Source organism: Acidovorax benzenivorans (assembly GCF_028680575.1).
Lineage (GTDB): Bacteria > Pseudomonadota > Gammaproteobacteria > Burkholderiales > Burkholderiaceae_C > Acidovorax > Acidovorax benzenivorans.
Map to the genome: position 1 here is coordinate 59531 of NZ_JAPCKI010000019.1, position 11910 is coordinate 71440.

At 66.9% G+C, this 11910-nt stretch carries 8 protein-coding genes; 6 read left to right on the forward strand and 2 right to left on the reverse strand.

The genetic code is table 11. The annotated features are described in order from the left end of the window. Positions 1 to 5 precede the first annotated feature (5 nt). The 5 genes from OIN59_RS22175 (at position 6) to OIN59_RS22195 (ending at position 7720) form a co-directional block, all read left to right on the forward strand. A complete protein-coding gene (locus OIN59_RS22175) occupies positions 6 to 1616 on the forward strand; it encodes a DNA-3-methyladenine glycosylase 2 family protein (protein WP_274113937.1) in 1611 nt (536 codons plus the stop codon). Between the two features lie 78 nt (positions 1617 to 1694). After that, positions 1695 to 2246 carry a methylated-DNA--[protein]-cysteine S-methyltransferase gene (locus OIN59_RS22180; protein ID WP_274113939.1) on the forward strand — a complete coding sequence of 184 codons (552 nt, stop codon included), beginning with the start codon at positions 1695 to 1697 and terminating at the stop codon, positions 2244 to 2246. Further along, positions 2243 to 3169 carry a DMT family transporter gene (locus OIN59_RS22185; protein WP_274113941.1) on the forward strand — a complete coding sequence of 309 codons (927 nt, stop codon included), beginning with the start codon at positions 2243 to 2245 and terminating at the stop codon, positions 3167 to 3169. Before OIN59_RS22180 ends, OIN59_RS22185 begins: the two co-directional genes overlap by 4 nt. Positions 3170 to 3329: 160 nt before the next feature. After that, positions 3330 to 7148 carry an EAL domain-containing protein gene (locus OIN59_RS22190; RefSeq protein ID WP_274113943.1) on the forward strand — a complete coding sequence of 1273 codons (3819 nt, stop codon included), beginning with the start codon at positions 3330 to 3332 and terminating at the stop codon, positions 7146 to 7148. Between the two features lie 56 nt (positions 7149 to 7204). Beyond that, positions 7205 to 7720 (forward strand): hypothetical protein, encoded by a 516-nt coding sequence (locus tag OIN59_RS22195; protein ID WP_274113945.1) that lies wholly within the window; start codon positions 7205 to 7207, stop codon positions 7718 to 7720. Between the two features lies 1 nt (position 7721). Here the strand turns inward: OIN59_RS22195 and OIN59_RS22200 are convergent, their stop codons facing one another. Further along, the gene (locus tag OIN59_RS22200) at positions 7722 to 9656 is read right to left on the reverse strand and encodes a propionate--CoA ligase (protein ID WP_274114016.1); all 1935 of its coding nucleotides are present in this window, start codon (positions 9654 to 9656) and stop codon (positions 7722 to 7724) included. 144 nt (positions 9657 to 9800) lie between these two features. On the opposite strand from OIN59_RS22200, the gene chrA reads away from it, so the two are divergent. Then, complete coding sequence (gene chrA / locus OIN59_RS22205) at positions 9801 to 11153, forward strand: chromate efflux transporter (RefSeq protein WP_274113947.1); 1353 nt, start codon at positions 9801 to 9803, stop codon at positions 11151 to 11153. Between the two features lie 76 nt (positions 11154 to 11229). Here the strand turns inward: chrA and OIN59_RS22210 are convergent, their stop codons facing one another. Continuing rightward, a complete protein-coding gene (locus tag OIN59_RS22210) occupies positions 11230 to 11832 on the reverse strand; it encodes an isochorismatase family protein (RefSeq protein ID WP_274113949.1) in 603 nt (200 codons plus the stop codon). Positions 11833 to 11910: the final 78 nt, after the last annotated feature.

The following is an 11910-nucleotide window of genomic DNA, read 5'->3' on the forward strand; positions in this document are numbered from 1 at the left end:
GGCCCATGACCCTGACCGCACCACCCTCGCCCACCACTGCCGATGCGGCGTCCGACGAAGGCCGCTACCTGGCGCTGCAGGCGCGCGATGCGCGGTTTGACGGGCATTTTTTTACCGGGGTGACCTCCACCGGCATCTACTGCCGCCCCGTTTGTGCCGTGCGCGCGCCCCGGCGCGAGAACTGCCGCTTTTTTGCGCTGGCGGCACAGGCCGAAAGCGCGGGGTTTCGCCCCTGCCTGCGCTGCCGCCCCGAGCTGGCCCCCCAGGCGATGGTGTGGTCGGTGCAGGACGCCAGCGGCATTCTGGTGCAGCAGGCCGTGCGCCTGCTCGATGCGCCCGACCTCTGGCCCACACCGGCCGCGCCTGGCGAAGGCAGCGCCACCGTGGCCCGGTTGGCCGAGCGCCTGGGCGTGAGCGACCGGCACCTGCGCCGCATTTTTGAGGCGGCCCTGGGTGTATCGCCGCTGCAATACCTGCAGACGCGGCGGCTGCTCACGGCCAAACAACTGCTCACCGACACCACCATGCCCGTGACACAGGTGGCACTGGCGAGTGGGTTTGCCAGTGTGCGGCGCTTCAATGCCGCCTTTGTGGGGCACTATGGCCTCAACCCCACGCAGCTGCGGCGCAACGGTGCAGGCAGCGCCGCAGCGGGCAAGGGGCGCACCAGCGCCGTGCGCCTGGCTTGGCGCCCGCCGCTGGATGTGGCTGCGCTGCTGGCCTTTTTTGAAAAGCGGCAGTTCCACGGTGTGGAGTGCGTCATGCATGGCGCGGACGGCCCCGGCCTGCGTCGCACCGTGCGGCTGCCCAGCGCTTGCACCGGCCTGCCGCAAGAGACCACCGGCTGGCTGAGTGCCCGTTTTGACCTGGCGCGCCACCAGGTGCTGCTGCAGACCAGTGACAGCCTGTACCCCGTGCTGCCGCTCGTCATCCGGCGCGTGCGCGCCATGCTGGACCTGGACGCCGACCCCACGGCCATCAACACCGTGCTGCACCCGCATTTCCCGGAGGGTGACGGCCTGCGTGTGCCCGGGGCGTTTGACGGTTTTGAGCTGGCCGTGCGCGCCGTGCTGGGCCAGCAGATCACCGTGGCAGCCGCCCGCACGCTGGGCCAGCGGCTGGTGGAGCGACTGGGCGAGCCCATCGCCACGCCCTGGCCCGAGCTGCACCGGCTGTTCCCCACCGCCGCCACCCTGGCCCGCGCCGATGGCGACACGCTGGGGCAGTTGGGCATCGTGCGCCAGCGGCAGGCGGCCATTGTGGCGCTGGCCCGCGCGGTGGACAGCGGCGCCCTGGCCCTGCATGCAGGCGCCGACGTGCCCAGCACCACCGCCGCCCTGTGCGCCCTGCCCGGCATTGGCGACTGGACGGCGCAGTACATCGCCATGCGGGTGCTGCGCTGGCCCGACGCCTTCCCGGCCGGAGACGTGGCGCTGCACAAGGCTCTGGGGGTGCAGCAGCACAAAAACCCGGCACGCGCGGCGCAAGAGGCCTCGCAAGCCTGGCGCCCCTGGCGCAGCTATGCGGTGCTGCGCGCCTGGGCCACCGGTGGCACCGGTAGTAGTGGCGTGGCGCCCACCCGGTCTTCCGAGATGCATCCACTACCAAAACAATAGCAACCTAGGAAATCAGTACCTGCGCTTGGTGCTGATTTCATTCAAAACCGACATCCCCATCTCTGGAGACCTCCCAGCATGCAGTTTCACCCCCTCACCGTGCAGGCACGGGCCGACACCCCGCTGGGGCCGGTGCGCCTGGCCGCCTCACCCGCCGGCCTGTCGGGCGTCTGGTTTGAAGGCCAACGCCACGAGCCCACCGCCTTGCTGTACGGCCCCGGTGCCTGGGCCTCGGGGCCGTGCAACCACCCTGTGCTGCAAGAGGCAGCGCACCAGCTGCAGCAGTACCTGGGCGGGCAACGCCAACATTTCGACCTGCCTCTGGACCTGTCGGGCGGCACGGCCTTTCAGCAATCGGTGTGGCGTGCGCTGCTGCAGATTGGCCGGGGCCAGACCACCAGCTATGGCACGCTGGGCCGCCAGCTGGGCAACCCCAGCGCCGTGCGGGCCGTGGGCGCCGCCGTGGGTCGCAACCCACTGAGCGTGGTGGTGCCTTGCCACCGTGTGCTGGGTGCCGACGGCAGTCTGACCGGCTATGCAGGCGGCCTCGACCGCAAGAGGGATTTGCTGACGCTGGAGAATGCACCCCTTTTTGCCACCGCAGCCCACCCCATGAAAGCCACCGCATGAACAGCCCCGCCACCCGGCCCGTCTCCACCTGGATCGGCGAATTCATCCTGCTGGCAGCACTTTGGGGCGCGTCGTTCCTGTTCATGCGCCTGGGGGCGTCCGACTTTGGCCCCTTGCCCACCGCCGGGCTGCGGGTGGCGTTGGCCACCGTGTTCCTGTGGCCCATCATGCTGCGCCAGGGCCACTGGCCCGCGCTGCGCCAGCACTGGCGGCCCATCCTGTTTGCGGGCGTCATCAACTCGGCGATTCCGTTTTCGCTGTTCTCCTGGGCGGTGCTGCACATTGCCACGGGCCTGACCTCAATCCTCAACGCCACAGTGCCTCTGTTTGGTGCGCTGGTGGCCTGGGTGTGGCTGGGCGACCGCATCAACCGCCTGCGCTGGGTGGGCCTGGCGCTGGGTTTTGTGGGCGTGGCCCTGCTGGCCTGGCGCGCGCCCGCAGGCACCGGGTTCAAGACCGACCACGCCCACTGGGCCATTGCAGCGTGCCTGCTGGCGTCGGCGTTCTATGGCGTGTCAGCCAGTTTCGCGCGGCGCCACCTCACGGGCCTGCCGCCACTGGCCACGGCTGCAGGCAGCCAGCTGGGTGCCGCGCTCGGCCTGGCCCTGCCCACGCTGTGGCTGTGGCCGGCCCAGATGCCGGGCCCGCGCGCCTGGGGGGCCATCGTGGCGATTGCCGTGCTGTGCACCGGCATTGCCTACATCCTGTACTTTCGCCTCATCGAACACGCGGGCCCCAGCCGCGCGCTGGCCGTCACCTTCATCACCCCGGTGTTCGCCGTTCTGTATGGAACGCTGTTTCTTGGCGAGACCATCACCCCCTGGATGATGGGCTGCGCACTGGTCATCGTGTGCGGCACGATGTTGTCAACCGGGCTTATCAGGACGGGGCGCGCCGCCGCCGCGCCGCCAGAACGGGCCTAAACTTGACACATGGTTTTTTTATCGGGTGCATGCCTTCTGACCACATGCGGCGCAGGTCGAGACATGACCTCGCTCCCGATTCCGGCCCACGCCCCCGTACCGCCAGACCGCAAAGCCGCCGCAGCCCCCCGTCCAGCCCAGGCCAACCAAGGAAAACGCCATGGGTAACAACACGCTGCTGGCAGGCACCGCAGTCATGCTGCTGCTGCTCGTGCCGGTCTGGCTCTCGCCGCAGGAGTCTCTGCACCCGTCCCGACGCACCCTGATTCTGCTGGGCGTGGCCGGGGGCATTGTCTCCATTGCCGCCTTCCAGGCCCTGCGCTGGAACGCGCCGGAGCTGAACATCGTGGCCTACCCCACCGCCACGGCCTTCATGGCGCTGTTTTTTGGTGTGCCCGCTGCGGCCATCACCGCCCTGCTGACCTTGCAAGCGGCGCTATGGACGGACACTTCGGTCGCCTGGCCCGCCATCGCCGTGTTGGGCAGCGCGCTCGCGGCGGGCTGGGGTTGGCGCAAGCTCGGCGCACGCTGGCGTTGGGCCGAATGGGCCCCGCTGGCCGGCCTGACCATCACGCTGCCGCTGGCAGTCTCGCTGGCCATGTGGGCCGCCAGCACTGGGGCAGAAAGCGCCAGCAACCTGCACTGGCACCACGGCGCCGGGGTGATGATGCTCGGCATAGGCTGGCTGGTGATTGCCAGCAGAGCCCGCGCTGAATTGGCGCGCAGCGAGATCCAGCAGACGCTGGGCGAGCAGGAGCGCCAGTTACGCCTTGCGCTGGATGCTCTTGGCGGTGGCCGCTGGGAATGGGATGTGGCCACGCGCCGTTTTACCTGCGAAGGCCGCTTTTACGAGGCCTACGGCATCACCAACGCAGACGCACAGTCCCCCGACCTGTGGCAACGCTGGTACGCCCGGCGCCACCCACAAGACGCCGAGCGCAATGCGGCCAAACTGGCACGCTCCATGGACGGGCTGGAGGAAAACTACGAGGCCGAATTCCGCGTGATGGATACCCAGGGCCAGTGGCGCTGGCTGCTGTCGCGCGGCACCGTCGCGCGTCGCGATGCCCAGGGCCACCCGGCCAGCCTGATCGGCATGGACCTGGACATCACCGCCCACCGCGAGGTCGAAGAGGCCCTGCAGTCGGCCGAGACCAAATACACCACCTTCTACCAAACGCTGCCCGACCCGGCGGGCATCACCCGCATTGCCGACGGGCGCTACATTGACGTGAACCCGGCGTTCTGCGAGCTGCTGGGGTATGCGCGAGAAGATGTGCTGGGCCGCACCTCATCCGAGCTGCACATCTGGGCCAATGAACAGGAGCGCAAGCGGCTGGTGGAAACCTACCAGCGCGACGGCAAGGTGGACCGGCTGCCCCTGATGGCGCAAAGCAAGGGTGTGCGCGTTCCGGGCCTGATGTCGGCACGCTCTGTGCTTGTCAATGGCGAAAACTGCTTTGTTTTCGTTTTCCACGACATGACCGAAGCCCAACGCACCAGCGACGAACTTCGGGCGCTCTATAACCAGCTGCAGCAAGCCGGCCGACTGGCCCGGCTGGGCGCATGGGAAGACGAGCGTGGCCGGGGCCTGGTGTACTGGTCGGACATGTGTTTTGACATTCACGGCCTGCCTCCCAACCAGCCCCCGCCCAGCGACTACATCAACCGCCACGTTGCTCCACAGTACCGCGAGCCGCTGCGCGAAAAATTCCGCCAGAGCATCCGTTCGCGCACCGAATGGAGCATGGAGATGGAGGTCTATCACGCCGATGGCCACTTGCTGTGGGTGCGCGCGCGCGGTGAGCCTGTGATCGAGAACGGCCGTGTGGTCAGGGTGCGCGGCGTGATGCAGGACATTGACGAGGCCAAGCGCGCCGAGCAGCGCCTGCGCCAGTCCGAAGAGCGCTTCTCGCGCATCTTCCAGCTCATGCCCTACCCCATGGGCCTGTCGCACCGCAGCGACGGCCGCTATGTGGACATCAACCCCGCCTGGGTAGAGATGCTGGGCATCCCCCGCGAAGAGGCCATTGGCCGCACCGCCGTGGAGTTGGGCATCTTCATGGCCGAAGACCGCCAGCGGCTCATGGACCAGGTCCGCCTCGCCGGGCAGCTCAGCGACTACGAAGTGACCCTGAACGTGCGCAACGGCCCCCGGCGCACCGTGCTGCAATCGATGCGCGCCACCGAGTTCGATGGCGAGCCCTGCTGGCTGTTCTCGGTGCACGACATCACCGACCGCAAGCGCAACGAGGTGCAGGTACGCGAGCGCGAGGCACTGCTTTCGCTCACCATCTCCGCCGCATCGCTGGGCCTGTGGGACTGGGACCTGCAGACGGGCCTGGTGACGGGCGACCGCCGCTGGCGTGCCATGCGAGGACTGCCGACGACGGGCGACACCTCGGCCGCCGTGCAATGGACGACCGCCGTCGCGCCCGACGATATCGACCGCATCACCACCGAGCTAGCGCGCCATACCTCCCACCTGGGCACCCCGTTCGACGCTACCTGGCGGCTGAACCAGCCCTCCGAGCCTGTGCGCTGGGTGCGCAACCTGGGCAAGATCGTGGGCTTTGATGAGCAAGGCCACCCGGCACGCATGCTGGGCGTGGCCATTGACGTGACCCCACAGCGCGAGCAGGAGGTGATGCTGCAGCGTCTGGCGCTGTACGACGCACTCACCGGCCTGCCCAACCGGGTACTGCTGGCGCGCAAGCTGCAGGAATGCATGGCCCAGGCCCGCGACACCGGCAAACAGCTGGGTGTGGCCTATCTCGACCTGGACGGCTTCAAGCCCGTCAATGACCGCCTGGGCCACGGCGCGGGTGACCGCCTGCTGGTCGTGGTGGCCGCGCGACTCACCCGCGCGCTGCAGCCGCTGGACACCGTGGCACGCCTGGGGGGCGACGAGTTCGTGATCCTCATGCCCGGCCTGAGCTCAGTGAACGACTGCGAACGCGCGCTGGAACGCGTGATGGAAAGCGTCTCGGCCCCCTACATGCTCGACATGGAACGCGTGGTCGTCACCGCCAGCATTGGCTACACCATCTTTCCGCAGGACGACGCCGACGCCGACACCCTGCTGCGCCATGCCGACCAGGCCATGTACGCCGCCAAGCAGGCTGGACGCAACCGCTTCCACCAGTTCGACGCCGCCCAGGAGCGCGCCATGCAACTGCTGCGCGCCCAGGGGCACTACCTGCGCGAGGCCCTGGCCCAGTCTCAGTTCACGCTGTACCTGCAGCCCAAGGTGGACATGCGCAGCGGTACCGTGGTGGGCGCCGAAGTGCTCTCGCGCTGGCGGCACCCCGAGCGGGGCCTGGTGCCGCCCAGTGAGTTCTTGCCGCTGCTGGAAGGCACCGAGCTGGAGATCGGCTTTGGCGAATGGGTGGCCGAGGCCGCGCTCACGGTGCTGGAGCAGTTGCAGGACCGGGGCATGCCCATGCCGCTGAGCATCAACATTGCTGCCCAGCACCTGCAACAACCCGGTTTTGCCGACTGGGTGGCCCAGTGCCTGAAGCGCCACCCCCGGGTGCCTGCGCACCTGGTCGAGATCGAGATCACCGAAAGCGCCGCCCTGTACGACTTGAGCGCCGTGGCCGACACCCTGAACGCCTTGCGCACCATGGGCGTGACCGTGGCGCTGGACGACTTCGGCACAGGTTATTCGTCGCTGACCTACCTGCGCCGCCTGCCCATGGACACGCTCAAGATCGACCAGAGTTTTGTGCACGGCATGATGGGCGATCCCGGCGACTTGGCCATCGTGCAGGGCGTGATCGGCCTGGCGCGCTCTTTCGGTTACCGCGTGATCGCCGAAGGGGTGGAAACCGTCGAACAAGGGCAGATGTTGCTGCAACTGGGCTGCCTGCAGGCGCAGGGCTACTGCATAGCCCGGCCTATGTCGCTGGATGACTTCATCGACTGGACGCCCACATGGCGGCCGCCTGCGGGGTGGCAACGGAACCGGCCCGTGTAGGTGGCAAAGAAGTGCGGATCTCCCGGATCGCAAGAATGCCAAGACGGAAGGAACAAATGGCGGATCTGTTTTCTGAGTACGTCCCACCCCACATCCTCAAACAGCTGGCGCATCCGCCAGCACCCGAGGGGCGTTTGTCCCGTGGACCCGTCGAATTCATTTTTGTGATGGCGCAGGGCCATGGCGACCACGACACGGCCGAACTCATCGGTGTCATCGCAGCCGATGCGAGCCATGCGGGTTGGATGGTCCAGGCCCTTCTGTGCAATCTGGTGGTGCTGGTTCGCGGCACAGTGCCGCAGCGCGAATCGCAGGTGCTGGAGCGCACGGCGCTGGTTCGCCAGCTCCTGGGCACTTACGCACCCAGAATCAAGGCCGTTCATGGCGCTGAACAGGCCTCGTTTGGAAACATTGGAAGCAGCGCCCGCAGGACCCACGGCGTGCTGCTGCCGTCTTTTTCTGACGCCATGGGCCAGCTTCTATCGCTCCCGCTGGGGCAGTCTCACGATCTAGGGGGCTGTGAGGCGGCAGCGCAAGAGCCCGCGCCGCGTGCGGGCCGCAGCCCCCGCTGACTCAACCCACCAGGTCCTTCACCTGCTGCAGCGCCGCCGGGTCTTCCATCGTTGTCAGGTCGCCTGGATCGCGCCGCTCGGCCACGGCTTGCAGTGCGCGGCGCAGCAGTTTGCCGCTGCGGGTCTTGGGCAGCACGGTGACGAAGTACACGCGCGACGGGCGGGCCACGGCGCCCAACTGGTGGTCCACCTGTTTCATCACCTCGCCTTCGAGCTTCAGGCGCGCAGCATCGTCCGTCAGGCCCGAAGCATCGCGCGCCACGGCAAAGGCCATGGCCACCTGGCCCTTCAGGCTGTCGGCCACACCCACCACGGCCACTTCGGCGATATTGGGGTGGGAGGCAATACTTTCCTCAATCTCGCGCGTGCCCAGGCGGTGACCGGCCACGTTGATCACATCGTCGGTGCGGCCCAGGATGAAGTGGTAGCCGTCAGCGTCGCGGATGCCCCAGTCAAACGTGCTGTAGATCAGGCGGCCGGGGATACTCTTCCAGTAGGTGTTCACAAAACGCGCGTCGTCGCGCCACACCGTCTGCATGCAGCCGGGGGGCAGCGGGCCTTCGATGGCGACCACGCCCTTCTGGTTGGGGCCGGTCAGTTCTTCACCGGTGGCCTCATCGATCAGCTTCACGCCGTAGCCGTACATGGCCTTGCCGGGGCTGCCAAAACGTGTGGTTTGCGGCTCCACGCCGTTGGCCAGGGTCAGGATAGGCCAACCGGTTTCGGTCTGCCAGTAGTTGTCGATGATGGGTACGGCCAGCGCGTCGCTGATCCACTGGGCCGTGGGTTCGTCCAGCGGCTCGCCCGCCAGCCACAGGGCCTTGAGGCTTTTGACGTTGTATTTGGCCAGGTAGGCCGGGTCTTGTTTCTTGAGCACCCGCACCGCCGTGGGGGCCGAGAACATGTGCGTGACCTTGTACTTTTCCACAATGCTCCACCACACACCCGCGTCGGGCCGGGTAGGCAGGCCTTCGTACATGATGGTGGTCATGCCGGCAATCAGCGGCCCGTAGACGATGTAGCTGTGCCCCACCACCCAGCCGATGTCGCTGGTCGCAAAGTACACATCCCCCGCCTTGGCGTCAAAAATGTGCTTCATGCTGGCGGCCAGCGCCACGGTGTAGCCGCCCGTGTCGCGCTGCACACCCTTGGGCTTGCCCGTGGTGCCGCTGGTGTACAGGGTGTAGCTGGGGTGGGTAGACTCCACCCATTCGCAGGGCACCACGGTGTTCAGGTGCTGCTCGCGCAGGGGAGCCCATTCGTGGTCGCGGCCTGCCTGCAGGGGCATGGGGGCCAGGCCCCGGTTCACCATCAACACGGCGGCGGGCTTGTGTTGGGACAGCGCAATGGCCTCGTCCAGCAGAGGCTTGTAGGGCACCACCTTGCCGCCGCGCGAGCCCGCGTCGGCGCTGACCACGGCCACGGGTTCGGCGTCTTCGATGCGCGAGGCCAGCGAGCCCGAGGCAAACCCGCCAAACACCACCGAATGCAGCGCGCCAATGCGCACACAGGCCAGCATGGCAAACGCGGCCTCGGCAATCATGGGCATGTAGATGAGCACGCGGTCGCCCTTCTTCACGCCCAGCGCCAACAGCACCGCTGCCATGCGCTGTACCTCGGCGTGCAGCTCGGCAAAACTGTAGCTGCGCTCGGTATCGGTTTCGGTGGAGATCGCCACCAGCGCCGCCTGGCTGGCGCGCGTGGCCAGGTGCCGGTCTACCGCGTTGTGGCACAGGTTGGTGGTGCCGCCCACAAACCATTTGGCAAACGGCGGGTTGCTGTAGTCGCACACCTGCTGGGGAGGCGTCTTCCAGTCGATCAGCTGGGCCTGCTGGCTCCAGAAGGCGTCGCGGTGGTCGATGGACTGGCGGTAGAAATCGGCGTATGCGGTCATTTGGGTTGTCTCCTCGGCATCTCTCTCGCCCTGCCAGGACAGCAGGTTTTGAATTCATAATTATTCATAACGGGCTTGCGGCAAACTGACGCAGCAAACCCTCTGCCTCATCGTCCATGGTTCCGGGTAGCGCAGGCATATTGATATGTCGGCAAACGTCATACCGGCCTGTCACACTCCCGGACCATGCACCCAGCGCCGTCCTCTGCTCCCACGCCCGTCCCGTTCCGCGAGGCCTTTCTTTTCTGGCTCAAGCTCGGCTTCATCAGCTTTGGCGGGCCTGCTGGCCAGATCGCCATCATGCATGCCGAGCTGGTGGAGCGGCGCCGCTGGATCAGCGAAAACCGCTTTCTGCACGCGCTCAACTACTGCATGCTGTTGCCCGGCCCCGAGGCGCAGCAACTGGCCACCTACATTGGCTGGCTCATGCACCGCACCTGGGGTGGCATCGTGGCGGGGGCGCTGTTTGTGTTGCCTTCGCTGTTCATTCTGATCGGGCTGTCGTGGGTATATCTGCGGTTTGGTGATGTGCCTGTGGTGGCGGGCATCTTCTATGGCATCAAGCCCGCCGTAACGGCGCTGGTGCTGCACGCCGCGCACCGCATTGGCACCCGCGCGCTCAAAAACGGCTGGATGTGGGGCATTGCTGCCGCGTCGTTTGTGGCCATCTTTGCGTTCGACACGCCCTTCCCGGCCATCGTGCTGGCAGCCGGGCTCATCGGCTACTTTGGCGCGCAGCGCTGGCCCGCCGTGTTTGCGCTGGGGGGCGGCCATGCCAACGCACACAAGGGCTATGGCCCGGCGCTGATCGACGACCACACGCCAACGCCCGCCCATGCGCGGTTTTCGCGCAGCCATCTGGTCAAAGTTCTGGCGGCTGGTCTGGCGCTGTGGCTCGCCGCCATGGGCGTGCTGGTGGCCACCCAGGGCTGGCAGGGCACGCTCACGCAGATGGGCTGGTTCTTCACCAAGGCGGCCCTGCTCACCTTTGGGGGCGCCTATGCCGTGCTGCCCTACGTGTACCAGGGCGCGGTGGAGCACTACCAGTGGCTCAGCGGCCCGCAAATGATTGACGGCCTGGCACTGGGCGAGACCACGCCCGGCCCTCTGATCATGGTGGTGGCGTTTGTGGGTTTTGTGGGCGGTTGGCTGCAGCAGGTGTGGGGGGCGGACGCACTGTTTGCAGGCGCTGCAGCGGCGGCTACAGTGGTGACTTTTGTGACCTTCTTGCCCTCGTTCATCTTCATTCTGGCGGGTGGTCCGCTGGTGGAGGCCACGCACGGCAAGCTCGGTTTTACCGCGCCACTGTCAGCCATCACCGCCGCCGTGGTGGGCGTGATCCTGAACCTGGCCCTGTTTTTTGCCTACCACCTGCTGTGGCCGCAGGGTTTTGGCGGCCGCTTCGATGCTGTGTCGGCAGTGATCGCGGCGGGTGCGCTGGTGGCGCTGTTCCGCTTCAAACTGGGCGTCATGCCGCTGCTGGGCGTGTGTGCGTTGGCGGGTCTGGCGGTCAAGCTGGCGGTGCCTTATTTCACCTGACCGCATTTACTACCATTTTGATAGCTGCCAGCGCTTTACGGATAAGCGCTAGCGGCCAAAAAGACTCAAATCCAGGTTACTTGATCAGCCCGAGCACATCCTTGAACGCCGGGTGCTCACAACTGCCCAGCCATTCAAACGCCACCATTTCGGTGGTCACCAGCTCGGCGCCCGCACCGGCCAGGCGGTCGAAGGCGGCGTCGCGGTTGCGTTCGGTGCGAGAGCCGCAGGCGTCGGTCACCACCCACACTTCAAACTCGTCTTCCAGCAAGTCGAGTGCGGTCTGCAGCAGGCAGACATGGGCTTCGCAACCGGCAATGACGATGGTGCCGCGCTCTGCCGCCAGCGGGGCAGGCTTTTGCAGGTGCTTGGGCAGGCTGCGCGCGTTGCCGCCCTGGGGCTTGGCCGGTGGGCGCAGCCATTCGCCCAGGCCCTCTTCGGCGGCGCTGAAGTGCATCTTGGCCAGGGTCTTCTGGCACAGGGCGCGCAGAGCGGCGTCGTTGGCGCCCAGTCGCGAGGGGTTTTGCTCGGTGCCCCACACGGGCACGTCCAGCATGCGCGCGATCTCGGCCAGGCGGCGGGCGTTGGCCAGCACGGCGGGGCCTTCGTGGATGGCGGGCATCAGGCGCTCCTGGTAGTCAACCAGGACGAGTTGGGATTCGGTGGCGTCAAGCAGCATGGTGGGACCGTTTCTGTGTTCGTTGAATCGCTGTGCGGGCGCAGCGTTGGGGGCAATGGCGCATTGTCGCAGCCCTGC

Coding starts and splice junctions, on each gene's coding strand:
- OIN59_RS22175 (WP_274113937.1), top strand. CDS start 6: ATGACCCTGACCGCACCACCCTCGCCCACCACTGCCGATGCGGCGTCC.
- OIN59_RS22195 (WP_274113945.1), top strand. CDS start 7,205: ATGGCGGATCTGTTTTCTGAGTACGTCCCACCCCACATCCTCAAACAG.
- OIN59_RS22210 (WP_274113949.1), bottom strand. CDS start 11,832: ATGCTGCTTGACGCCACCGAATCCCAACTCGTCCTGGTTGACTACCAG.
- OIN59_RS22180 (WP_274113939.1), top strand. CDS start 1,695: ATGCAGTTTCACCCCCTCACCGTGCAGGCACGGGCCGACACCCCGCTG.
- chrA (WP_274113947.1), top strand. CDS start 9,801: ATGCACCCAGCGCCGTCCTCTGCTCCCACGCCCGTCCCGTTCCGCGAG.
- OIN59_RS22185 (WP_274113941.1), top strand. CDS start 2,243: ATGAACAGCCCCGCCACCCGGCCCGTCTCCACCTGGATCGGCGAATTC.
- OIN59_RS22190 (WP_274113943.1), top strand. CDS start 3,330: ATGGGTAACAACACGCTGCTGGCAGGCACCGCAGTCATGCTGCTGCTG.